At 38.6% G+C, this 25,089-nt stretch carries 18 protein-coding genes; 10 read left to right on the top strand and 8 right to left on the bottom strand.

Annotation, left to right across the window (positions count from 1 at the left end):
* The first annotated feature begins 110 nt into the window (after positions 1–110).
* The 3 genes from H4J65_RS10360 to H4J65_RS10350 all read left to right on the top strand — a co-directional run bounded on the left by H4J65_RS10360 (position 111) and on the right by H4J65_RS10350 (position 5,473).
* The gene (locus H4J65_RS10360) at positions 111–2,510 is read left to right on the top strand and encodes a TonB-dependent receptor (protein WP_182185862.1); all 2,400 of its coding nucleotides are present in this window, start codon (positions 111–113) and stop codon (positions 2,508–2,510) included.
* A 151-nt stretch (positions 2,511–2,661) separates the two neighbouring features.
* The gene (locus H4J65_RS10355) at positions 2,662–4,638 is read left to right on the top strand and encodes a tetratricopeptide repeat-containing sulfotransferase family protein (protein ID WP_182198108.1); all 1,977 of its coding nucleotides are present in this window, start codon (positions 2,662–2,664) and stop codon (positions 4,636–4,638) included.
* A 145-nt stretch (positions 4,639–4,783) separates the two neighbouring features.
* Entirely contained in the window at positions 4,784–5,473 is a 690-nt protein-coding gene (locus tag H4J65_RS10350) for a glycerophosphodiester phosphodiesterase family protein (RefSeq protein WP_220461010.1), read from the top strand.
* A 153-nt stretch (positions 5,474–5,626) separates the two neighbouring features.
* Here H4J65_RS10350 and H4J65_RS10345 read toward each other — a convergent pair whose 3' ends face one another.
* From H4J65_RS10345 to H4J65_RS10320, 6 genes are all read right to left on the bottom strand, one after another.
* Positions 5,627–6,178 carry a GNAT family N-acetyltransferase gene (locus H4J65_RS10345; RefSeq protein WP_182137741.1) on the bottom strand — a complete coding sequence of 184 codons (552 nt, stop codon included), beginning with the start codon at positions 6,176–6,178 and terminating at the stop codon, positions 5,627–5,629.
* A 97-nt stretch (positions 6,179–6,275) separates the two neighbouring features.
* A complete protein-coding gene (locus H4J65_RS10340; RefSeq protein WP_182198106.1) occupies positions 6,276–6,734 on the bottom strand; it encodes a nuclear transport factor 2 family protein in 459 nt (152 codons plus the stop codon).
* A gap of 79 nt (positions 6,735–6,813) precedes the next feature.
* A complete protein-coding gene (locus H4J65_RS10335) occupies positions 6,814–7,200 on the bottom strand; it encodes a hypothetical protein (protein ID WP_182198103.1) in 387 nt (128 codons plus the stop codon).
* Positions 7,201–7,229: 29 nt separating this feature from the next.
* Complete coding sequence (locus H4J65_RS10330) at positions 7,230–7,499, bottom strand: hypothetical protein (RefSeq protein ID WP_259363364.1); 270 nt, start codon at positions 7,497–7,499, stop codon at positions 7,230–7,232.
* A gap of 121 nt (positions 7,500–7,620) precedes the next feature.
* Positions 7,621–7,896: a hypothetical protein gene (locus H4J65_RS10325; RefSeq protein WP_182198101.1), complete on the bottom strand. Its 276-nt coding sequence runs from the start codon at positions 7,894–7,896 to the stop codon at positions 7,621–7,623.
* 210 nt (positions 7,897–8,106) lie between these two features.
* Positions 8,107–9,249: a serine hydrolase gene (locus H4J65_RS10320; protein ID WP_182198098.1), complete on the bottom strand. Its 1,143-nt coding sequence runs from the start codon at positions 9,247–9,249 to the stop codon at positions 8,107–8,109.
* Between the two features lie 854 nt (positions 9,250–10,103).
* On the opposite strand from H4J65_RS10320, the gene H4J65_RS10315 reads away from it, so the two are divergent.
* A complete protein-coding gene (locus H4J65_RS10315) occupies positions 10,104–11,126 on the top strand; it encodes a LacI family DNA-binding transcriptional regulator (RefSeq protein WP_182198096.1) in 1,023 nt (340 codons plus the stop codon).
* Positions 11,127–11,191: 65 nt separating this feature from the next.
* On the opposite strand, the gene H4J65_RS10310 is transcribed toward H4J65_RS10315, so the two are convergent.
* Positions 11,192–12,730 (bottom strand): MFS transporter, encoded by a 1,539-nt coding sequence (locus H4J65_RS10310; RefSeq protein WP_182198093.1) that lies wholly within the window; start codon positions 12,728–12,730, stop codon positions 11,192–11,194.
* A gap of 150 nt (positions 12,731–12,880) precedes the next feature.
* Positions 12,881–15,382, bottom strand: coding sequence for a TIM-barrel domain-containing protein (locus tag H4J65_RS10305; RefSeq protein ID WP_182198091.1), 2,502 nt, complete (start codon positions 15,380–15,382; stop codon positions 12,881–12,883).
* A 510-nt stretch (positions 15,383–15,892) separates the two neighbouring features.
* Between H4J65_RS10305 and H4J65_RS10300 the strand changes: the two genes are divergently transcribed.
* The 6 genes from H4J65_RS10300 (at position 15,893) to H4J65_RS10275 (ending at position 24,964) form a co-directional block, all read left to right on the top strand.
* On the top strand, positions 15,893–17,554 hold the full coding sequence (locus tag H4J65_RS10300) for an alpha-glucosidase (protein ID WP_182137750.1): 1,662 nt from the start codon (positions 15,893–15,895) through the stop codon (positions 17,552–17,554).
* A 19-nt stretch (positions 17,555–17,573) separates the two neighbouring features.
* A complete protein-coding gene (locus tag H4J65_RS10295; RefSeq protein ID WP_182198089.1) occupies positions 17,574–19,373 on the top strand; it encodes an alpha-amylase family glycosyl hydrolase in 1,800 nt (599 codons plus the stop codon).
* Between the two features lie 409 nt (positions 19,374–19,782).
* Entirely contained in the window at positions 19,783–21,099 is a 1,317-nt protein-coding gene (locus H4J65_RS10290) for an outer membrane protein transport protein (protein ID WP_182198086.1), read from the top strand.
* 402 nt (positions 21,100–21,501) lie between these two features.
* Positions 21,502–21,732, top strand: a complete 231-nt coding sequence (locus tag H4J65_RS10285; RefSeq protein WP_182137753.1) for a hypothetical protein — start codon at positions 21,502–21,504, stop codon at positions 21,730–21,732.
* Positions 21,729–22,400 (top strand): DUF2959 domain-containing protein, encoded by a 672-nt coding sequence (locus tag H4J65_RS10280; protein ID WP_259363366.1) that lies wholly within the window; start codon positions 21,729–21,731, stop codon positions 22,398–22,400. Before H4J65_RS10285 ends, H4J65_RS10280 begins: the two co-directional genes overlap by 4 nt.
* Before the next feature lie 155 nt (positions 22,401–22,555).
* Entirely contained in the window at positions 22,556–24,964 is a 2,409-nt protein-coding gene (locus H4J65_RS10275) for a DUF748 domain-containing protein (protein WP_182198083.1), read from the top strand.
* Positions 24,965–25,089 lie beyond the last annotated feature (125 nt).

The raw sequence follows: 25,089 nt of genomic DNA, 5'->3' as shown, positions 1-25,089 counted from the left end.
CTGTTGATAAGCGCTTTGCTTCACAATTAAGATATTAATTTACTTAGTAGCAATTAAAATTGGCTAAGTTGCAGTAAGATAATCAACGAAGATAACCAACTAGGATATACATGTATCAAATAAACCGACCCGCTAAAACAGCATTGACTATGGCGATCGCTCTGGCATTGAGCAATGGCACAGTACAAGCTCAAGAAAATAGTACAGTAGAAGACAAAAAAGTTGAGACTGAACGTCAGGTCGAAACTATCGTTGTTACTTCAACTCGAAGAGCAGAGAACCAACAAACTGTACCGCTGGCTGTACAGGCAATGAGTGGTGCAAAACTTCAAGAACTAGGCATTGATAGCTTTGAAGACTACATTGCATTGCTGCCAGGTGTTAGCTCTGAAGGTCAAGGGCCCGGTAAACAAGAAACATATATCCGTGGTGTATCCGCGGGTCGTTCTGATGTCAGACTTGCTGGCATTGGCGGCGAGCCAAGTGTTGCCTTTTATCTCGACGAAGCACCAATCACCACGCCTGGTCGTAATATAGATTTATATGCAGTTGATCTACAACGCATTGAAGTTTTAAAAGGTCCTCAAGGTACATTATTTGGCGCTAGTTCACAGGCAGGTACTGTACGTCTTATTACCAATAAACCGGTATTGGACGAATTCAGGGCCGGTGGTGAGGTAGGTATGTCATCTACTAAGAGTGGTGGCATCAGTAATAAAACTGAGGGTTATCTTAATATTCCCATTGTAGACGATACATTTGCACTACGTATTGCGGCTTATAATTCTACCGATGCTGGCTTTATTGATAATGCCCTTAGCACGACTCAATTACCATTGACTAATCCAGGATTAGGTGGCAGCGTTCCTTCATCTCGACAAGTGGTAAGTAACGCTACGCTTGCAAAAGATGATTACAATGAAGCGACACATAGAGGCATGAGAGTTAGTGCATTATGGCAAATCGATAACGATTGGGATTTGTTAATACAACACACAAACCAACAGCTTGATACTGAAGGCTCTTTCGAATACGACCCGGCTATTAGTACTGAAGATGACTTGAATGCTTCGACTTTCTCTCCCACTGAAGGTGATGATCAGGTCGACCTCACACAATGGACGCTAAATGGTATGCTTGGCGGACTTGAAGTTATCTATAACGGCTCGTTCACCAACCGAACGTTCCAAGGTAATACTGATTATACGGCTTACATTGAAATAGGCCCATATGTTCCTTACTACACTTGTAGTTACCCAGGTTATGATGAATGTTTTAGTCCTGTGATGACGACTTCTGAACAATTCGAAACAGAGCGTGTTGTGCACGAAATTCGTGTGGCAACCAATGCGGAAGATCGTTTTCGAGCGATTGGTGGTGTTTTCTATGATGATCAGCAACTTAACACCTTAACTGACTTCAACTATGCTGGGTCTATTGCCGCAGGTTTCTCACCAAACTTCCCAATACCAGGCGCTTTTACTAATACAGATGGTAGTGCTCGACCTCCTGGCGTAACCTACTTCAATGATTACCAAACAGATCGTGAAGAGCTATCGGTATTTGGTGAACTTGCTTACGATGTTACTGACGATGTCACCGTAACCCTAGGTGCTCGTCACTACGAGATTGAAATGGGCTTGATGGGACATTCGTCTAATGGCCAAAGAGCATCTGGACCAGAAGCTGCTAACGGAACAAATGTCGATTCAAGACTGGCTGGTTTGACTCCTGCAACGATATCAGGAACTATTTACAAAGCCAATATACGCTGGAAAATGAATGCTGACGCGATGTTTTATGGCACGTATTCAGAAGGCTTTAGAGGCGGTGGATTCAATCGTTCAGCGGGCACAGGTGGCATTCCAGCGACCTTTGATACCGATACTGTCGTCAGTGTTGAATTTGGCTGGAAAACAGCTTGGCTTGACAATACATTGCGTTTTAACGGCGCTATATATCATGTTGACTTCAGTGATATGCAGCAAGGTGTTCTAGATCTTAGTATCGCCAATAACTCATTTTTTGACAATGTTGGCTCGTCTGAAATCAATGGTCTTGAATTTGAACTTAATTGGGCGGCGACCGAAAATGTCGACCTTTTTGGCTCATTGAGCTATATCGATTCAGAATTGACCGATATTCCAAATACGCTAGTGAATATAACACCTGTAGGGTCAAACCTGCCTTACGCACCAGAAAGTGAAGGCGTTATTGGCGGACGTTACTATCAAGAAATCGGCGATTTCTCTGCTGTTTTCCAAGGCGTATTCAAATGGACAGACTCACGTTTTAATAGTCTAGTTGATGCTGATCGCGTCGAGTTACCGTCTTATACTCAGGTTAACCTGTCAGCCTCTATTGGCAAAGATGACTGGAAAGCAACGCTCTTTGTTGACAATGCTACCGACTCTCTTGGACAAGTTGCCGCAGGTTCAGCCGATAATGTTTATAGGGTTTCACCGACAAGACCTCGTACTATTGGCTTTAGAATAAGCTATGATTATTAGTATTTGACCTTATTTTAAAGTACTTTAAGATAAGTTAGGGTCGGCGTTTAATCACGCCGACCTATTTCTTTCTGGATCTTTTTTCTAGACCTTTTTTCTGGACCTTTATAGATAATATCAATGGTATCTTGATATTTAGCGAGAGATTATTTTGCCAAATCAATTGAAAAACCTCCAACCTGACCAAGTGATTAAACAGTGTCAACTCTTGATTAAGAAAGGCCACTTAAGCCAAGCATCTGCAAATCTTGAAGATATGCTGGTGGAAAATCCAGGACATATTGAAGGTGTTTATTGTCTTGCAGTTTGTCAGCGTAAACAACAAAAGCATAGCCAAGCCATGGCAAGTCTTGATCAAATTCTAGTAAAAATGCCTGAGCACGGCAGAGCTCATCAAGAGCAAGGTTATATTCACAAAGCAATGGAGAACACCAGCCAAGCCATAGCGTCTTTTGAAAAAGCCGTTACCTTAAATCCAGCATTGTTTGGCAGTTGGCGTGTACTTGCTGCAGAGCCTGACTATCCAATGCGTGAAGAAGCTAAGCAGCGTGTTGAATGGCTCTCTAGCCTGCCACCGGCATTGGTTTCTGTTTCTAGCCTAATATACCAAAAACAACTACATCGCGCAGAATGGCTCTGTCGTCACTTTCTCAAAGACAATCCACATCAACCAGAAGCTATGCGCTTACTGGCTGAGTTAGGGACGAAGTTTCAAATTCTTGATGACGCAGAATTCTTATTAGCTAGCTGCCTTGAATTTGAACCAAATTATAAAAGGGCCCGTTTGGACTATGTTCATGTGTTGCATAAGCGCCAAAAATTTCAAAAGGCACTTGAGCAAGCAAAAATTCTGTTAGATTCAGACCCAAAAAATTCAAACTTTAAAATTGGTCTTGGTAATGCGCAACAGGCAACCGGAGATTTTGAAGCGGCTATTAGCACCTTTGAAAGTGTATTGCATAACAACGCCGCCAATCATTCAATCTACCTAACTCTAGGCCATGCTTTAAAAACAATGGGCCGTGTTGACGACGCTATTACCGCGTACCGTAAAAGCTATAGTATCAAACCTGATTTTGGCGATGCGTTCTGGAGTTTGGCCAATTTAAAAACTTACCGATTTACTGCCGATGAACGTCAGCAAATGCGGGATCAGGAAGCAAGCCCGACAACCGCGATAAATGATAAAATTCACTTCTGCTTTGCTCTAGGTAAAGATTTGGAAGATAGCGAACACTTTGATGAAGCCTTCTTTTTTTACCATCGCGGCAACAAGCTGAAAAGCGAACAAGACCAATTTGATAGTAAATCCCTAGAATTATCGTTTGAATTTCAGAAAAATAATTTTGATGCCGCATTTTTCGAACGTAATAAACTGGCCGGTTGTTCTGCCCCTGATCCGATATTTATTGTTGGACTACCACGTGCGGGTTCAACACTTTTAGAACAAATTCTTGCTTCACACTCACAGGTTGATGGCACGATGGAATTGGCCAATATCATAGGGTTAGCACACCGCTTGAATGGACGACAAGCCAAGCAGGATGAGCCGAGATATCCCAGTATCCTAAAAGAGTTATCAGCTGATGAGCTGACTAAAATGGGCGAGCGTTATATTGAAGACACTCAGCATCATCGCCAAGGAGCGATTTTTTTCATCGACAAGATGCCAAACAATTTTAGACATATCGCTCTTATCAATCTGATCCTCCCTAACGCTAAAATTATTGATGCCAGACGTGACGCCTTATCTTGTTGTTTTAGCGGTTATAAACAACTATTTGGTGAAGGCCAACAGTTTTCCTATGATCTTGAGAATATTGGCAATTATTATCGCAACTATGTTGAAATAATGGACCACTGGGACAAAGCATTACCAGGCAAAATTTTACGGGTACAATATGAAGATGTGGTGGCTGATTTAGACACTCAAGTTCGGCGTATATTGGACTACTGTGGTCTGCCTTTTGAACAGGCCTGTATTGATTTTCACACCAATAAACGTGCTGTTCGCACACCAAGTTCTGAGCAGGTGCGCCAACCTATTTATCAAAGTGGTCTGGAACAATGGCGCAACTATGAATCACATCTAGGGCCACTGAAAAAAGCATTAAGCAATGCTAAGTAAGCCTCAAATAAGTTTTAAATAAGTAAACGCTGCATTTTCTTTATTGGCCTTAACGGTCAATCAAGAAGCCGCGGTGTCTGCAATTAATCAGCAGTTTTTAGCACCCGTTAACTATTATTAGATCTAAAATATAAAGGAATCAATCTTGGCTAAAAAAATACTAAAAATTGGACATCGTGGTGCCATGGGACATGAGCCAGAAAACACGATAAGGTCTTTTAAAAAAGCAATAGAATTAAATGTTGATGCGATAGAGTTAGATGTATACGTATGCAAGACAGGTGAGCTTGTCGTTATCCATGACGATAAAGTAGACAGAACCACTAATGGTGTTGGCTATACCCAAGATAAAACGTTTGCAGAATTAAGACAACTAGATGCGGGTAAAGGTGAACTTATCCCAACACTCGAAGAGGTCTTAGACTTTGTTGATAAAAGAGTGATGGTAAACATAGAGTTAAAGGGCAGAAACACAGCCATTGCAACGTATCAAGTCATAGATAAATATATTAAAAAACATGCTTGGTCAGCGCTTGATTTTATGGTCTCTTCATTCGACCATCATGAATTAAATAAATTTAAACAGCTAGCTCCCCAAATACCTATTGGTGCCTTACTTGACGGCATACCACTTTCTTATTCCGATTGTGCGGTTGAACTTAATGCGCAGTCGATTAATTTAAGTGTAGATTTTATTAACCAGGACTTTGTCAATCACGCACATAACAACGGTTTAAAAGTTTATGTGTATACGGTTAATGATTATGATGATATTGCCGAAATGGAAAAACTGAATATTGATGGTATTTTTTGTAATTTTCCAGAAAGACTATAATTAAGACAATATTACATGTGATACCAGTATCGATAGCGCCTCGTTAAGAGGCAAAAAATTGTTGGCTAAAATAAGCAATGCAGGAGCAAAACCAGTTGTTTTTTTGTCCTGCTTGGGTCGCTTGTTATGAGTACGTGGCAACAAAGGGATGCATCATGTATTTATTATTTTAGGTCTAAGCAAGAAGCCAATAATGCTACCAAAGAGATTCTTGTACATTGCTTCTATCTCTTCTTTACTGATACTGCCGCCAAAGATAAGCATCTCAAGTTTTTCTCCTGGTTCTTTCACAAAATACCCTGATGAACTGAATCCGTTTTTTTCATAAAAAGCTTTACGCTTGATTCTTTGTTCGAAGTTTTTTTCTTGCTTATCAAGTTTCTCAATGTTAAGTACAATTCTTTTTCCTGAGTGCATAACTTTCATTGAATCCATCACTTTACTGCCATACCCACCTGAGCGAAAAGATTCCGATATAGCTAAAAAGTGTACCAATATAATGTCTTTAAACTCAGTGGTGTAAATGAGACCTATCCAAGTATCATCTGCATAAAGAACGTTAAAGCCTACCTTACCTTTTCTCAGTTTAAATTTAAGGATCCAGGTGGGAATACGTTGAGCTGTGGTAAACGCTTTCTTATACAGATCGATAACCTTCGAGTAGTTATCGTCATTTTGATTTAGTGGTCGTAGATTAATGCTCAAATGTAATACTCAACGCCTGTTAACGTGCAATAATATAGTTGGCTAATATTAGTGATCGTAGTGAACAAAAAGCCAGCTGTATTTTGTTATACGTATTTTATTTATTTTCACGGTGCCCATAACTCAATGCTCGAGTAATTTCCCATTTATTATTTACATTACGCCAAACCATAACAAAATCAGATTTTCCTTCGCATTTTTTAGCTTTAGTTTCACAAAAAATGTGAACACCTTCAGTGATTGCACCAAACTGATTAATTGGATAGGCTTTGAAGGAACCAGCTACAAGTTTACGAGTGTAATTACCGCATGCGTTTTTTTTAGTATTTGAGATCATACTTCTCCGATCCCAAGTAACACCACCGTTATCGTGATAAAACTCTACATCTGGAGAGAAATAACTAGCATATTTTTTTAACTCTCCAGGGCTCTGACAGTTGTTAAAAAATTCAAAAAGCTCTGTATCAAGAACTTTCATTCTGTCCTCCAAAGGAGCTTCATTAGCCAATGATTGCATTGATACAAATACAAATAAAAATATACTTAATTTTTTCATATAACCTCGATTCCTACAGCATACGTATAACGCCTAAATTACAGCCAACTGTTTTTTTCCCTGTTTAATTTCTTAGCTACTACTTAGCGCTCAAGCCTTTAAACACAGAGCTCAAAGCTATCACAAGACAACTAGCATGAATTAAAACAACCACATAAAACCCTATAGGGTCTGAATTCAGATGCAAAACATGATCATTTCTGGAATGAATTACTCCATATTTATATGCATTAATTAATTGCCATGAAAAAAAAGGAATACAAAGAAACATTAAAAAAATTTTAAGGTAAGCTTTATCTTTTTTATTAATAAGTTTCCGAGGTTTAGGTTCATTCTCAGGATTTTTTTCTCGTTTTCTTATTTCATTTAATAATAAATCGTATCGTTCGGGATAACACTCTTTATCAATGTTATCTTTAACATCGTACAACTCTACAAGAGTATATTTCGTATAATCTGGATTCATTCAACTCTATCCGTTTAAGCACCTTGATACTAAGTGATACTACGACTGGCTAGTTCTTTTTTATACTTTCGTTCCGACATAAACCAAGTTAATACACCAAACAATACTCCAGCTAATGGCCAAACTATATAATGAATAATGGCGGATTTCGATGTGAAGCCATCAGAAAAAGGCTTATTCATAAAAGCCATAAAAATAAACATTGGTAAGCCCCATGATAAGACACCGGTAAATAGCACAAAATTTAATTTCCCTTTTGTTCGCGTTGATTCCCAAACTTTAAATTGATCATCTTTCATTTGATTTAACGTCCATATTTGAATGACACATAACGCCCCATTAAGCATTAATAGGCTAAAAATTGTGATCTAAAATGAAAGCGAAGCGAACAGCCCACTGTTTTTAGTCCGGTTGAATTGCTTATGTGCACTTCTTACTTGAGTCATTGTTTAAGCTTCGTGTAAGCATGCCACCAAAAATATTTAAAATGCCTTCAAGAGTATCTGAATTTTGATTGTTTTTAACCTTGTTTCCGTGAGTGCCACTCTTGTTTTTATTCTCATGTCTTTCAATTGCATTATCACCCGCACCGACAACAAAATCACATGCAACATTCGTTGGCTTAGTTGTTGAGCAACCACCTAAAGAAACTAAACATGAGATTATGATAATTTTTACTGAAACTTTCGAGAACATACAAACTCCATGTGCACTAACGCCTCATTAAGAGGCAAATACTATGTTGGCTAAAATAAGCGACGCAGGAGCAAACAGCCAACTGTTATTTGTCTTACTGTAATACCTTGTTATGTAAAAAGTAAACGTAAATACTTCTTTTCATTTAACTCGTTATGCTAGAAAATATTTGAGGTTATTTAGACAATTATTTTCAATGTTAATCTTTTATTATTTAACGCTTATCTCTAATAATTCTCTCATCATTTGTCTGCCAAAGTTGACAAACTTACCTCCACCACTTGAAGTTAACATAACTACTCCAACACCATATTCTGGAGAAAATAAATACTCACAGCCATAACCATCTAAATCGCCACCGTGAAACAATACTGTTTCAGAAAACAGAGGAAACTGATTACTTGCTTCAAACATTCCAAGGCCATAGCTTAATCCAGGGTATTTCTCACCACCCTGAGTAAATTTCGTATCATATTTTATTTGAGTTGAAACGAGCGGTGAGTTCTCTCCACTTTTACTAAATAACGAGTATGCCTTCATTTGTAACACCATAAGATGAGCCATATCATCAATGCTTGAGTAAACACCGCCATGTGGCGTTAACAATCCCATATCCCATGGCTTAGTCAGAACTTGGCGATCATCTTTTCTGTAAGGAAAAGCTTGTTGAGTGTTCTTTTGGCTTTCAGATAAATTTACCAGTGTGTTTGGAAGCTCATATTTATCAGAAATATAATATTTAACTAATTGAGCATAATTTTTATTTGTCACTTTGCTCAAGACATATCCAAGTAGGGCGTAATTAAAGTTTGAATAGTCCCATTTTTCATTCACTTTAAAGCTTAATTTCATCACTTTTAATGCACTTAATAGCATTTGTTCATCATAACCACCTAAAAATGCATCACCATCAATCCTAGTGACGTTTTTGGGATAATTTGGTAAACCAGAACGATGTGTCAATAAATGTTCAATCGTTAATGATTCAAACTTTGACAGAGAGTTTTTTGGGAAAGCATCGGGTAAAAGGTCAATAACACGGTCAGTTAGCTTAAGCTCCCCCTTATCAATGAGCTCCAATGTAATAATACTGGTTAATACTTTCGACTGAGAGCCAATTTGAAATAACGTTTTGGAGTTTATTGCTTGCTTAGTTTCTCTATCTCTTACACCTAGTCCAGATGTAAACACAACTTTTCCTTGTTGAATAATGCCAACAGCTATTGCCGGAATATTTTCCTTAGCCATAAAGCTTTTAACTTGTTGTTCGATTTTAAGCTTATCTACTAGAGTAGTCTGAGCGAATACTGGTGGAATAAGGAATAAAGAAAGGAAAGCTAACTTTTTTATCATGATTTATCTCGTTTTAGTAAAGTTGGCGACTATTGCCAAATCTTAATTTTCTGCATAACAGCTTATATATGTATGTATGCGTTTAAGCATCACACTCGCCAAAAGTAACATTAAATTAACATTAATGTCCGGTACTTTCAAAGCATTAGAAACTAGTAATGCTAAATCACATGTATATTAGGGTGTGTTACTAAGACGCCTTAGTAACACACCTCGAAAAATCATACTGACTTCCATATAAAAGGGCATTACATCGTTTACGCTAATAGATAATTCAAAAAAAATATATGGCAAAATTTTTAACTGCAATGTCAGTAATGCAGACAAATTAGCATTAGCAGTTTTATGATGAACGACCTTTTACCTAGCTAAATTATGCTTAATTGATGCTTGTATCGACTTTTAATGGTGACAAAAATTGTTATTCTTTTATGCTGCTTTGTGTACAAAACGCCATAGAGAATTTATTTATCATCCATTAGCGCTGCGGTATCATCAAAGATGTTATTTTTACTATTGAAGCAATATTGTCTGTATAAGTTAATGAGCCTGTAACAAAATCTGTTATAGGCGCAAGTTAATCAATGATTTGCTGATGAAATTTATTTTTTCTAGTATCAATGCCATTGATAAAAGCCATCATGCTTGCCATGGTATTAACATTTTTACAGGGATATTATTATCAATCATAGGCAGAATTTATAATGATCTGGTTATGACGTTTGCGCGGTACATACACTATATACATCTGTTACTTGCTCAGGTATATTCTCATTATCTTCGTTTTTAAATACACCTTTAAATATCCCTTTAAAGACATTGTTTTTTAAACATATTTTTTAGAGATTATCCAAGTGAAAGAAAAAGCTACTTCTTTTGATATCGCCTACCAAGCCGGTGTTTCTCAGTCAACAGTTTCTAGAGCACTACGCAATAGTCCTTTAGTTAATGCAGAAACTCGACAAAAAATTCAGGCTATTGCTAAAGCATTAAATTACAAAGTAGATAAAAATGCCAGCAACTTACGCTCACAGCATTGTGACACTATTGCCTTGTTATTATTTGAAGACCCCACCAATGACAATTCAGCGATTAATCCCTTTTTCCTTTCTATGTTAGGTAGCATAACGAGAGCTTGCGCACATAAAGGTTATGATTTATTAGTCTCTTTTCAACAATCGAGTAATGACTGGCACGCAGATTTTGAAGACAGTAATAAAGCAGACGGCCTGATATTATTGGGCTATGGCGATTACGTTGATTATGAAGAAAAGTTAATTAAATTGAGCGAACAAGGAACACACTTTGTGCGCTGGGGTGCAGAAGTTAAAAACTTACCTGTGGTCTCTATAGGTTGTGATAATTTTCTTGGTGGCAAAGAGATTACTGAGCATGTGATTAAGCAAGGGAGAAAACACTTTGCTTTTTTAGGCAGTGCCTCTAGTCATGCGCCTGAATTTTTCGATCGCTATAAAGGCCATTGCCAAGCACTAAAAGATAATAACTTAGTAGTGAACACTAACATGCAGTTTAATGCCTTTTACACGGAAGAGGCAGGTTACAAAGCGGCTTGTGAATTGATAGCAAGTGGGCAAGAATTTGATGCAATTTGTGCGGCTAGCGATTTAATTGCCATTGGCGCGATGAGAGCACTTAAAGAACGTGATATCAACATACCTGAGCAAGTGGCTGTTGTTGGCTTTGATGATATTGCCATTGCTAGCTTTACCTTTCCACCTTTAACAACGGTTAAGCAAGATACTCAAATAGCCGGTGAGCTATTAGTAAACACCTTGCTTGACTCAATTAATGGTAAAGAGACTTCAACGACCTTAATAACGCCAGAATTAGTGATTAGAAAATCTTCTGGCTATTAACTACTGGATATTAACTACTAGCATAAAGCTTAATAGTTAATATCCATAACGCTGAACTTAAATTGTTAGTCAGCATTTTGGCTTGCTATTTTATCCTCGGTACCATCTTTGACAAAATAGACCGACAGAGCCGCTAATATCATTGAGACACCCGCCATCATTATAATGTAAACCGCTTGGTTATCAAAAACGGCGGTTAATATCCAGCCAGCAAAAATACCTGAAACAATTTGAGGCGCAGCTATGGTGAAGTTAAATATTCCCATATAAACGCCTGTTTGTTTCACGGGTAATGAGCCCGCTAAAATGGCGTATGGCATAGCTAATATTGCTGCCCAAGCAATACCAATACCTACCATAGGTAAGAATAAGTCTACTGCGCCTTGTGGCACTTCAATTTGAGTAATCCCTAAGTTGACCATGATTAACTCAGGATTTTGCATCAGCATAATACTTAAGTAACCTATACCACCGGCAAGTAACGAGACAGAGTAAGTGAGTTTACGACCAATTTTACTGGCTACTTTAGCCATAAACAATGAAGCTATTGCGGCAAAAAAAGAGTAAGCAGCGAAAATGATGCCCACCCAATCTCCAGCGCTGCCTTTTGCGTTAGCAATATGTGTAGGTATGGTACCGATAGACGCTAAATAATCTGGGTCAAACCATTTGGCCTCAATACCCCAAATATGCTGAGCGATAGCTGGCATGGTATAAACCCACATAATAAATAATGCAAACCAAGAGAAAAATTGCACCAAGGCTAATTGCTTCATGGTACTTGGCATGGTTTTCATTAGGCCAAAAAATTCAACCAATTTATCGCTAAGAGTCTGCTCAGTATCGCTTTGTTCTAATGGGGCTAAGCCATGAGTGCCCGGGGCATATTCTTTGGTTCTAAACACTGTCCACAATACTGAGCCTAGCATGACTGAGGCGCCAATATAAAAGGCCCAAATAACGGAAGGGGCAACTGACCCTGCGCTGCTAGCAGTGTTTTCTAGGCCAACAACATTGGTCAGCACGAAGGGCAGTATGGAGCCAAAAACGGCACCAATATTAATTAAAAAAGATTGGATTGAATAGCCAATATTACGCTGCTCAGCGGGCACCATGTCAGATACCAAAGCGCGGAACGGCTGAAAGGCTAAATTGAACGACGCATCCATCAAGGCTAGCATCATAGCGCCAAAAAATAAGGGCGTAATAAAGCTGGCTAAGGTCGCTGAATTTGGCATTAATAGCATGCCAATAGCCGCCGCAAATCCGCCTGCTAAAATGTAAGGGTTACGTCGACCTAGACGATTCCAGGTTTTGTCTGATGCGGCGCCTACTATGGGTTGAATTAACAAGCCCATAATGGGCGCGACTAACCAAAATAACGATAAAGAGTGTAGATCAGCCCCTAAGTCTGAAAGTATTCGGCTGGCATTGGCATTTTGCAAAGCAAAGCCAAACTGCACGCCTAAAAAACCAAAACTTACGTTCCATATTTGCCAAAAATTAAGACGGGGTTTTTGATGAGCGGTAGGGGTGTTTTTATTTTTATTTTTATTTATATGTTCATTGATACTTTTATTAGTATCGGCATCAGTTGTGGTCATGTAGCGGACTCTTATAATTAATGATTTTAGCGAGTTTAATAATCTAAATATACTCATAATAACGCTGAACAGCTATCTCCTACATACGTATTCAGCGGTATAATAAAGCGGTATCTTGCGTCTTAACTTTACAATTTAGGTGCATTTTACTTAATTATCTATCCTGAGTGTTAATGGTTGGTGTTGCCAATTAAATTTCACTGTTAGTGTCTTTTCTGTTTTATGCCAATAAACCTCAGACTCCGCTGTATTAGGGCCTATTGGCAATTTCTCACCTGCAAGCGTAATGTTTTTAGGCATAGTAAGCCAATGATGAATGATTAAAGAAATCTGCCTGTTTTCTGGCATGTTAGGGTAACCTTCACCGCTGTGATTAAAGGAAAATACGATATTTTTTTCACCTGAGTTATGTTTGTTGAGATTATTTTGCTTGGCGCTAAAGTGTAATATTTCATACTGGTTTTTTGATAATGACTGCAAGCTTTTACCATCATCTTCATACATTTCTCCTGCACTGCGCTTAACTGAATCATCGGCGTAATAATGTAGCCTTAGCTGGCTGCTATCGTAATCTTGGGTTGATTGAATATCGTCAATCATGGGAATAAATGCCCCTGCGCGAACCAATACAGGCAGCGTTTCTAGGTGAGTGGCTAAAGAAATGGTCTGCTCGCCTTGATACTTTTTATCGGTGAAGTAATCAAACCAAACGCCTTTGGGTAAAGGTATTGATACTGATTTTACGCCAGCATCTACAATGGGTGTTACTAAAAAAGCATCGCCCCAAAAATAACTGGTCGCATTGTCCATTAAGCTTAGGCTTCTTTCGTTTTCAAGCTCATTTTCAGACTTATCTTTAAGCGCGCCATCACGCTTATATACAGTCGTTTCATTAAGCTCATTAGCAAAAAATAGCGGGCGCATTAATGGCATACCTGTGGTGCTATTTTGATAGGCTAAGGTGTAATTGTAAGGCAGTAAGTTATATCTGAGCTTAATAAATTTTCGCAAAATATCTTGGGTTTCTTTATCATGAAATACGACTTCTGGCGCTATATTATCTTGTGCATGTGGACGGTAAATCGGTTGAAATACGCCGTATTGTAACCAGCGAATATACAGCTCTTTATTAAAAGTTTCACCACCGGCAAAGCCACCTAAATCTGAATGGGTATAACCCATGCCTAATACACCCATTTGTAGGCTAAGCTCTACTTGGGGTTTTAATCCGCCCCAAGCGCGACTGACATCACCAGTCCATGGGATCATGCCATAGCGTTGTGAACCGGCAAAACCTGAACGCATCAAAATAAATGGCCGCTCGTTGGGCGCTAAGCTGAGCTGATTTTCAAAAACCATTTTAGCCCACTGATGACCATAAACATTATGAATAGCATCGCCATTTACCACGCTACCGTCGCTTAAGGTATGTAAAATATCACTAGGGTGAACCTCTGGCTCACCTAAATCACCCCACCAACCCGTTACGCCTTGCTGGTATAAGGTTTTATATATGCTATTGAACCAGGTTTTTCCTTTATCGCTAAAGACATCGATTAAGCCGGTATTGCCAAAGTAAAAGTCAAAACGCTTGGCCATACCGTCAGTGTTTTTAGCTAAAGCCTGACTTTTTTCGGCATCAGCCCATTTTTTCGAGCTGGTCAGTACAAACGGCTCTGTGATTAGTATGGTGTTCACACCTTGCGCTTTAAGGTCACTGATCATTTTTGTTGGGGTGGGAAAGGCGGCTTTATCCCATGCTAAGTTACCCATGTGGCCTTGAATGTCTTTACCAAACCAGTATAAATCGAGTATTAACGCATCAAGAGGAAAGTCTAAGTCGATAAATTTATTAACCGTATCTCGTACTTCTTGTTCAGTGCGATAGCCAAAACGCGAGGCATAGTTACCTAGCGCCCAGCGTGGTGGCATAGGTTGCTTACCGGTAACATCAACATAATTATTGATAAGTTCAGGATAAGTCTTGCCAGCAAAAACCAGATAAGACATGCGACCTGATACCGCTTCAAATTGCATAATGTTTTGTTCTGATTTGCCTAAATCCATCCAACCTTTTGCTGAGTTATCAAATAACAAAATGTATTTATTACTCGAGAATACGGCAGGTAAACTGAAATTCATTTGGTTTGATTGGGTTTCATAACCGTAATGTGCGCGATTATATAACGGCATACGATGATCACGCCTGTCCATACCTAATACCCGTTCACCACCACCCAAGAGCTTTTCGTTTTCACTTAACTTAAAACGAAAGCCTTGCACATTATACGCTTGATTATCTTCTACCGCTGTACTGAGAAAAAATCCGGCTTCTTCTGAAACTAATAGTTTGTCGCCTTGATAATAACTAATGCTAAAAGGCGATTTATTAATGACCGCGTTAATTTTTCCAGCAGAGAGTATCAGTTGCTGGGGATTTTCGCTGACCAAAAACTTTTGCTTTAGGGCCTGTTCTTTAATGGCGAACGAAGGTAAAAATGCGGCATTATTGCGTTTATTTTTATATTGATAATGTGCTTCAATCGCATAGTCGCTATAGGCACTTAAGGTCAAGGGTCCTAGTGTTGTGGTGATCACTAAGCTTTGATCTTTTAGTTGATGGTTTAGGTAGCTATTTTTTTCGCTTGCCATGGTTTGGAGCGCGAATAAGAGTACAAATAGACAAGTACTTTTTATCAGTAAAAGTGAACGCAAGATAAAGCCCTTTATTGAATTTTTTATCTAATAACCAAGATAATAACCTGACTCAAGCTAACACAGCACTTTGAATACGTATGCAAGCTTGTGTTAGTTATATTATGTTATTAGTCATCACTAGGTTAATAGGTAAAGAGATGGTGTTATGTCGGGCTATATTTTCAGCTAGTAAAGTTCAGCTCGTAAAGTTTAGCTCGTAAGTTTTAGTTGATCACTTTATGTCGAGCAGGTCGGGTATAAGTCATGGGTGAAATATTCCCCCCACAATCTACTACATACGTATGCAAAATTAAGGAAAATCAATGCATACGTATGCAAAGGCTATTCCCCACCAAATGAATTGCGTATTCTTATGCTGTAATAATAAAGAGAGAATTCAAGAGCAAGTAATAACCCTATTTTTAGTGTCTTAAATGAATTCAAAATACAGCCTGGAGTTTTATAATGAGTGAACAAATGTGGTGGCGTGGTGCAGTAATTTATCAAATTTATCCGCGCAGCTTCTATGATAGTAATCAAGATGGTATCGGTGATTTACCTGGCATAATCAGTAAGTTAGATTACATTGCTAGTTTAGGCGTTGATGCTATTTGGATCTCGCCATTTTTTAAATCACCCATGAAAGACTTTGGCTATGATATTAGTGATTATCGTGATGTTGATGCTATTTTTGGTACTTTAGCCGATTTTGATGAATTAATTGCTAAAGCACATGAACGCAATATTAAAATCATGATAGATCAAGTGTTGAGCCATACATCAGATCAGCATCAATGGTTTATTGATAGCCGTGAAGACCAAAGCAATGATAAATCTGACTGGTATGTTTGGGCTGATGCTAAAGAAGACGGTACCGCGCCTAATAATTGGTTATCTATTTTTGGTGGTAGCGGTTGGACATGGGAGCCTCGTCGTCAGCAATATTATTTGCATAACTTTTTAACTAGCCAGCCAGATCTTAATTTTCATCAGCCAAAAGTGCGAAAAGCTGTGCTTGATAATGTTGAATTTTGGTTAAAGCGCGGTGTTGATGGTTTTAGGCTAGATGCGATAAACTTCTGTTTTCATGATGCTCAACTGCGTGACAATCCGGCTAAACCAAAAGCGTTAAGACAAAGTATCGGCTTTGATGAAAAAAATCCTTATGCTTATCAATATCATTATTTTAATAACACTCAAGATGAAAACTTAGTTTTTATTGAATCTATTCGAACCTTATTAGATCAATACCCTGGCACCGTCACTTTAGGTGAAATATCTTCAGAAGACTCATTAAAAACCATGGCAGAATATACCCAAGGTGATCATAGATTACATATGGGCTACAGTTTTGATTTACTGACCGATGAATTTTCAGCTACTTACATTAAGCAAGTTGTACAAACGCTTGAAGAACGTGTGTCTGATGGTTGGCCTTGTTGGGCGATTTCAAATCATGACGTGCAACGGGTGATCAGTCGTTGGGGGAAGAGTCAAAATGCAGCGCAAAATGCTGATTTAGCTAAAATGCTATTCGCCATGATTTCCTCTTTACGCGGTAGTGTCTGTAGTTTTCAAGGGGAAGAGCTTGGTTTAACTGAAGCTGACATTGCTTTTGAAGATATTCAAGACCCTTACGGTATTACTTTTTGGCCGCAATTTAAAGGACGTGATGGTTGTCGTACGCCGCATCCATGGCAACATGATGAAATTAATGCCGGCTTTAGCCAAGCTAAGCCTTGGTTACCTGTGGCGGTTGAACATCAAGAAAAATCGGTGAATTTACAAGACAGTTCAGCAGACTCAGTGCTCAATAGTTATCGTCATTTTACCCAATGGCGTAAACAACACAGTGCATTGCTTTATGGCGATATTGCTTTTGTTGATTCGCCAGAGCCGATACTGGCTTTTATCCGACAAGATAGCGTTGAAAAACTCTTAGTGTGTTTTAATTTTAGTGATCAAACTCAAGCGTTCTCACTTGATTTATTCAGCGATGAACTCTTAGCGCTAAGCGATCATAACTTAACAACCGCTCAGGTTATTAAGGGAAAAACTGTTGACGGTAAAACGCTTGATAGCAAAATAATATTACCCGCTTTTGGCTGTTTTTATGCTTCGTTATAACGTGATATAGAGAATATAAATGATGAGAAAATTGTTATCCCTTTGCAGTTTATGCGCGCTAACCTTAGTGGTTAATGTAAAAGTATATGCTAGCGATGTCAGTGAAAAATTTACGGCAAAAGCGGTTAAATTAGCGCCTTATCAACAACGAGACTTTCAGGATGAAATTTTTTACTTTGTCTTACCGGACCGATTTTATAATGGCGATAAAAGTAATGATTTAGGCGCAGCAGCAAATGATACCAAACGTGCTATATCACGTGGTGGCTTTGATAAAAAAAATAAAGGTATGTATCACGGTGGTGATTTAGCCGGGCTGACAGAGAAATTACCTTACCTTGATAATATGGGCATAAGCGCTATTTGGTTAACACCGGTATTACGCAATCAAGCGGTGCAAAACGGCAGTTCAGGTTATCACGGTTATTGGATTGTAGATTTTAGTGAGATAGACCCACATTTAGGCACGAATGCAGCATTAAAAAACTTTATTGATAAAGCCCACGAGCGCAATATTAAAGTATTTTTCGATATTATTACCAACCACACAGCTGATGTTATTAAGTATAAAGAATGTCACAGCAGTGATGGCTTAACTTGGCTGCTTGAAGATAAAAACTGCCCATTTAAGTCACTAGCACAACTTGCACAAGGCGATACCTACACACCCTTTATTCCACAAGGTAGTGAAAACCTGAAAACACCGGCATGGCTAAATAGTGTTGATGTTTACCATAATCAAGGTGATTCTAATTGGGTAGGTGAAAGCGCCATTCGTGGTGACTTTGCCGGTCTTGATGATGTTGATACCAATAGTGAGAAAGTGGTTAAAGGCATGATTGATATTTACACCGCCATTATTGATGAGTTTAAACCTGACGGCTTTCGTATTGATACAGTAAAACACGTTAATATGGCTTTTTGGCAAACGTTTTCACCTGCCTTGATAGCACATGCCAAAACACAAGGTATTGATAACTTTTTTATGTATGGCGAAGTCTATAGCTTTGAGCCTGAGCTGCTAAGCCCTTTTACTGTAGAGGGAAAGCTGCAATCAGTTTTAGATTTTGCGCTACAAGGTGCACTTCAACAAACCTTGGTTGAGCAAAAAGGCACTGATGTGCTCGCAAAATTATTTGCTCAAGATTATTTATACCAAACGTCGCATCAGGATATTGAAAATACTAATGCAAACCAACTGGTTAACTTTACTGGTAATCACGACATGGGGCGCTTTGCTTATACCTTAAAAGAAAGTGACTATAACTACAGCGAAGCAGAGCAAATTCAACGAAATTTGTTAGCCCACGCCCTGTTGTATTTTAGTCGTGGTGTGCCGGTTATTTATTATGGTGATGAGCAAGGTTTTGTTGGCGATGGTGGTGATCAAGCCTCACGCCAAGACATGATGCCATCTCAAGTGGTGAGTTATAATGATGATGATTTACTGGCAAGTAATCATACGACTGCAGATGATAATTTTGATACCAGCCACTTGTTTTACCAGAGCTTTGCTCAGTATGCCGAGTTATACCAGCAATACCCGGCGTTACGTTTTGGCAAACAAAGTACGGTATACGCGCAAAGTAAACCCGGTATTTTTGCTATTACGCGCTCACATACCTTTTCGTTAAATGAACAAGAAAAAGAGCAAACTTTACTGATTGTTTTTAATACGGCTGATCAGGTTAAATCACTTAAGGTACTTAATAGCGGTATTTATAACGATAAGCATGCGAAGCGGCTTTATTTATCAGCGGCTAGCCAAGGCGATGATAAAATAGCCCCGTTAAGCTTTGCTATTTATCAGTTGCCATAACCTACCATCAGGTTAGCAACTTTTATCTCAACCTTTTACTGACCTTACTGACGATACCTTAGACAACCGATAACTAAACCGACGGTTGTTTATGCCTTTAAACTGGCATGCATTAACAAGGCAGGTATCTAAATGATTAACGCTACAATAGGGATCACGATATTCGTGGTTCTCTTCTCACAATCCAATTAGCGGTTCAATTCGGCGATTATAGTGCTGTTATTTATTTTTTCAGTATTTTCACTATCATCCTGAACACAGCTTATTAAAAATATTTTTTGATCATCGCGTTACACTTCTTAACAAGGCGAATACGTTTTTTCGGGTATTATTACATGACTCTTCAGTATTTAATCCATTCTTTACAATACGATAAATATTTTATTCCCCATAATTTCCGAGAACTAATATGACATTACAAAAATCAATACTTGCCGCTGCCATCACATTGGCAACGTTTAACAGCTATTCAGCTTCTTTTCAGTTAAACGAAACTAGTGCTTCTGGCTTAGGTCGTGCATTTGCTGGTGATTCAGTGATCGCCGACGACGCGGCTGTTTTAGCGCGCAACCCAGCAGCCATGGCCTTATTTGACAAAAGCTCTTTTTCATTAGCAGCCACGTATATCGATCCCGGTGTCAATATTAAAGGTATGGATGCACCCGATATGCTTGGCGCAGACTACGATGTTAGTCAACTTGACCAAGATGGTGTGGTACCAGCCGCTATTATTCCAGCCATGTATTTTATTAACCCGGTCAATGATACTTTTGCTTATGGTATTGGCATTAATTCAAATTTTGGCCTTAAAAGTGAGTACGACAACGATTATGCTGCTGGCTCGATTGGTGGTAAAACCGACCTGAAAACGGTCAACGCTAATATCAGTGGCTCATACCGTGTCAATTCACAGCTTAGTCTAGGTTTAGGTATGAACCTAGTCTACGGTGAGGCTGAATTAATTAGGCATGCAGGCAGCGTGTTAAAAGCGGGTGTTACCATTCCTGGCGTTGGTACTCTTGTTGCACCAGTACCAACCAGTACTGAAATTGTTAATATGGCAGGTGATGATTTTGGTTATGGTTGGAATGCCGGTGTTGTTTATGAAATCAATGAAAATCACCGATTTGCGCTTTCTTATCGTAGTAAAGTAGAACTTGCATTTGAAGGCGAATTTTCTGGACTTGCAGTACCGGAAACTGCTGCTAGCTTATCGGTAGATATGCCAGCCGTGTCAGAGTTTTCAGGTTTTCATCAAGTTACACCGCAATGGGCTACACATTACAGCATTATGTATACGCAATGGTCGAGTTTTGAAAAACTTGAAGCCTATGCCGGCAATGAACTAGCGTTTGAAAAGCAAGAGAATTTTGAAGATAGCTATCGCTTTGCTTTAGGCGCAACCTATGATGTTAATCCAGTACTCGCGTTAAGACTTGGTGTTGCGTTTGACCAATCTGCTGCTGAAGACTATCGTTCAATTTCAATACCTGATAGTGACCGATTATGGTACAGCGCTGGCGCTACATATCAGTTAAGTAGCACTGAAAGCATCGATTTTGGTATTTCATATATTAACGGCGATAATGTCGTGGTCACTGAAGAAGATGCTTTATTAGGTCAATTACCTGAATCACTTAGTGCATTTGTTGGTAATAAAGACTGGAGCTTTAGCTCAGAAGGTAACGCCTTGCTGTTGGCCGTGCAGTACAACAAAAGCTTTTAAGGTGATAAGGTGTTTTGCGCAGTTAATTAAACATTCACCTTATTTACCGGTAGTTTAAAGCGTTTTTTTAGCTTTATATCAGCTAAACAGTGCTTCAGTTAAAGCCAATCGTGTAGACGATTGGTTTTTTTATGCTTAAGGTAAGTCTCCATTATTGATAGTGGTTCTAACCTTTGATGCTGGTATGAGTAAAATAGCTTTAGGCTATTACTTTGATTTAAAATAAACTTTCAATAACAGTTGGACGTTGTCCTAAAATATTCGCTGTTTTGCTAAACGTTCGGTCTTATTTATTTACATTATGTCGACTTAATAACAGCAGCTTACAGATTAATGTAATGCTATACTTTTGACAATAACACGATATTCCAGTGACAAATATTCTACATTTAAGAGGTTTTTATGGCACAACAAGGTTCTGGCGGTAATGTTTTAGCAGCGATATGCAGTTTTTTTATTCCAGGTTTAGGCCAATTGGTGCAAGGGCGTTTACTGCCTGCTATTTTGTTTTTTGTTTTCGCCAGTATTTTCTGGGCACTTTCATGGTTAATCTTCCCGATTGCCTTCGCACTTATTACACACTTGTGGGCAATTATTGACGCTGCAAAATTCTCCAGCGGTAACAGATTTTGAAAACATTAAAAACGCAAAATAGCGCAGTATCAAGATTATACTTGGTTGTTATTGCCCTAGTGTTACTGGTTGGCTGTCAATCGGCTTATTATTCTGCCATGGAAAAAGTGGGTGTGCATAAGCGCGATATTATGCTCGATCGGGTTGAAAACGCCCAAGGCGCTCAAGAAGATGCTCAGCAACAGTTCCAATCGGCATTAGAGCAGCTGTCTCAATTGATCAATTATGACGGTGGTGATTTGACCACGCAATATGAATTGGTCAATGACCAATATCAAGCCAGTAAAGCTTCGGCTGAAGAAGTGGCTTCTCGTATTGATGCTATTGAAAGCGTTGCCGATGCACTTTTTGCTGAATGGAATGAAGAAATTCAACAATATTCAAGTAATAGCTTAAAGCAAAAAAGCCAGCAAAAACTGAGAAAAACCGAGCGTAATTACCAAAGTTTAATTAAGTCGATGTACCGAGCTAAAGACGGAATGGCACCTGTGTTATCCGCTTTAAAAGATAATAGTTTATATCTCAAGCATAATTTAAATGCGCAGGCTATTGGCGCCTTACAAGGCGAGTATAAAACCATTAAACGCGATGTTGAATCTTTAGTGTCAGAAATGAGTAAAGCGATAGCGCAATCACAGCAATTTATCAATTTGTTAAAAGCAGAATAGCTTGTGAAGCTTTTTATTTTACCGACCATGATAGTCACATTGCGATAGTTTGTTTTGTCTTTTTATTATATATAATTAATCCTGTAAAACAGGAGCACAAGCAAACTACTTTGTGTATGGCTCTGTGTTATTTATTCAACGTATAGGAATCCAACATGGGTCGTTATTTTAAACGCCTTAGTCAAATTTTAGTTATTACCTTTATTCTCCTTTATGCTCTCATTTGGTTACTCTCACCGATTATAATACGTTATGCTCTGAATACTTATGGATTGCCAAAGCCTTTATTACTAACTTCTGCATCTAGTATTCGCTATAACCCGTTTACTGCTCATTTAACTATTAGTCATTTAGAAGTTAAAACTAATCAGCAAAGCAGCGCACTTAAACTGCAAAGTCTGAACGCAGAATTACATTTACATCAGTTATTGTTTGATAAAATTTATGTGGCTGAATTTACGGTCAATGGCTTATTTATTCCTGTCATGGTCAATGAGTCGTCACTCAATGTTGCCGGCATTGAATTACGTAGCGAAAATTCTACCCCGTTAGCAACAGAAGCAGAAACAGAGCAAGCAAGCACTGACTTTCCTTATCAAGTTATTATCCCTGAATTTACCTTAACCGATGCTGACATCGAATTAGTGCATTTTTCACAAACACATAACATTCAATTAGATTCATTTTCTTTACAGAACATTTTACTTGCACAAAATGAACAAGAGATTAAATTAAATTTAGTGAGCCATTTAAATGGCTCACTAATAGAAGTTGCTTTAGATGGTCGTTTGTTGAAACAACAAGGCAAAATTAGTATAGATTTGAATGCGAAAAATATTGCCTTAAGTTCAGCAAAAACTTTTTTGCCTAGTTCTATATCAGCATTTGATGGCAAAGTAAGTTATGCCAGTAAAATGGATATTGTCATCAGCAATGAGCAAACATCAGTCAATACTAGTCACCTAATAGCCTCAGTTGATGATCTGCATGTCGAGCAAAATAATATTGCTCTAGCTATTAAGCGTCAAAAAATTCAAGTGCAAGATTTAGCGGTGTTATTACAGCCAAATAAACCCATCAATGTTGATGTTATGTTGAATTATGTTATTGAAGGGCTTGCTGCAAAATCGAAAGAGAGTAATGCGCTCTTAGCTGAAATAGAAAATTTATCAGCCAATAATATTGCCCTGCAATATCAGCAAAATATGGCTAAGGTAACGATTGAAAATGTGCAAGTGGCTAACAGTGAGTTTTCAAAAAATAGGCAACAAAATATGCCAGCATTAGCGGCCTTTAATAGCTTGTCGGTAAATAATATTGAGTATACGCCTGAGCTTATCGCCGTTAATAACATAACTTTATCCGGACTTGTGGCTAACGTTTTATTAGATAAAGAAAAGCAATTGGCGACACTGGTTGCACTTGCTAATAACGAGGATAAAAAAACACTTGGCACTGAGCAAGAAAGTAAAACGGCTGATAATGAGCTTGTTACACCAGAGCTTTTAGTTGATGAAACGAATAAACCTGTTAAGCCTATATTTAAACTAGGGCAGTTTAGCTTACTTGATGGCGCACAGATAGACTTTAAAGATACGAGTGTTACACCCTATTATGAGCGTAACGTAAACATTACTCATTTGCTTTTGTCAGATCTTGATAGTGGCAAGCCTGAGCAGGAAGTTGTGCTTAATATACAAGGAAAAAGCGATAAATATGCTAATTTTGACCTAAAAGGGCGAGGCTTACCCTTTGCTCCCCAGCAGAAATTCACGCTAGATGCTGTGATTAAAGAGGTGAGTTTACCGGGTATTTCTAGCTATATTAAAGAGGCTTTACAATACGAGATTGAAAGTGGCCAACTTGATATAACGCTTAAAGCCGCCTTGACGGGTAAGCAACTGGATGGCGATATTGATTTATTACTTCGAGGTATAGAGTTCACTTCAGCGGATGATCATGAAAGAGGTGTAATAAAAGAGCAATTTAGTGTGCCGTTTAATGTTGCTTTGGGTATGTTAAAAGACTCTGATGGTAATGTAGCCTTGTCGTTACCACTTACTGGCGATACCAGTTCACCTTCATTTGGCTTGTCAGGCTTGTTAACCTTATTGGTTAAACAGGCGACGATGTCAGCGGCAAAAGATTATTTGATCACCACGTTTGTCCCTTATGCCAGTGTGATGAAAGTGGCCATGGCAGCGGGTGAATTTGCCCTTAAACTAAGAATTAACGACTTAACTTATCCGGCCAGTGCAACTGAATTGAATACAGAACAACTAGAATTTAGTCGCCAAATGTCTGTGATGCTTGCCGATAGAGACAAGGTTAATGTCAAGCTTTGTGCTGTAGCAACCGCGAGCGATATTGCATTGACTGATGCTTCACAAGCGCATCAGCCAGAAAACATAGCGCGTTTAAATCGACTATCGCAACAACGTGTGGAGATATTTAAAGCGCACATGGTTGAGCAATTAAAAGTTCCTTCCGCACGGCTTTTGTTTTGTACGCCACAAATAGACACTTCAAACGGGGCTAAACCACGTATAAAGTTTGTTATTTAGGTTATTTACTTGCTTAATAAGTCGTTCACTTAATTAATCAAATGAGTCTAACTTTAGTGTTTTTAAAAAAGTAGGGGTGTTATTTTATAATAGCATCAAGCATCAAGAGATAGCAAGAAATGCCA

Origin of the sequence: Colwellia sp. MB02u-9 (genome assembly GCF_014077085.1) — a bacterium.
GTDB lineage: Bacteria > Pseudomonadota > Gammaproteobacteria > Enterobacterales > Alteromonadaceae > Cognaticolwellia.
This window is presented reverse-complemented; position numbering and strand designations above follow the sequence as displayed.

Excerpts from the sequence above, each read along its gene's own strand:
- H4J65_RS10360 (WP_182185862.1), top strand. The coding sequence starts at position 111 with ATGTATCAAATAAACCGACCCGCTAAAACAGCATTGACTATGGCGATC.
- H4J65_RS10340 (WP_182198106.1), bottom strand. The coding sequence starts at position 6,734 with ATGAAAAAATTAAGTATATTTTTATTTGTATTTGTATCAATGCAATCA.
- H4J65_RS10335 (WP_182198103.1), bottom strand. The coding sequence starts at position 7,200 with ATGAATCCAGATTATACGAAATATACTCTTGTAGAGTTGTACGATGTT.
- H4J65_RS10330 (WP_259363364.1), bottom strand. The coding sequence starts at position 7,499 with ATGAAAGATGATCAATTTAAAGTTTGGGAATCAACGCGAACAAAAGGG.
- H4J65_RS10325 (WP_182198101.1), bottom strand. The coding sequence starts at position 7,896 with ATGTTCTCGAAAGTTTCAGTAAAAATTATCATAATCTCATGTTTAGTT.
- H4J65_RS10320 (WP_182198098.1), bottom strand. The coding sequence starts at position 9,249 with ATGATAAAAAAGTTAGCTTTCCTTTCTTTATTCCTTATTCCACCAGTA.
- H4J65_RS10310 (WP_182198093.1), bottom strand. The coding sequence starts at position 12,730 with ATGACCACAACTGATGCCGATACTAATAAAAGTATCAATGAACATATA.
- H4J65_RS10305 (WP_182198091.1), bottom strand. The coding sequence starts at position 15,382 with ATGGCAAGCGAAAAAAATAGCTACCTAAACCATCAACTAAAAGATCAA.
- H4J65_RS10300 (WP_182137750.1), top strand. The coding sequence starts at position 15,893 with ATGAGTGAACAAATGTGGTGGCGTGGTGCAGTAATTTATCAAATTTAT.
- H4J65_RS10295 (WP_182198089.1), top strand. The coding sequence starts at position 17,574 with ATGATGAGAAAATTGTTATCCCTTTGCAGTTTATGCGCGCTAACCTTA.
- H4J65_RS10290 (WP_182198086.1), top strand. The coding sequence starts at position 19,783 with ATGACATTACAAAAATCAATACTTGCCGCTGCCATCACATTGGCAACG.
- H4J65_RS10285 (WP_182137753.1), top strand. The coding sequence starts at position 21,502 with ATGGCACAACAAGGTTCTGGCGGTAATGTTTTAGCAGCGATATGCAGT.
- H4J65_RS10275 (WP_182198083.1), top strand. The coding sequence starts at position 22,556 with ATGGGTCGTTATTTTAAACGCCTTAGTCAAATTTTAGTTATTACCTTT.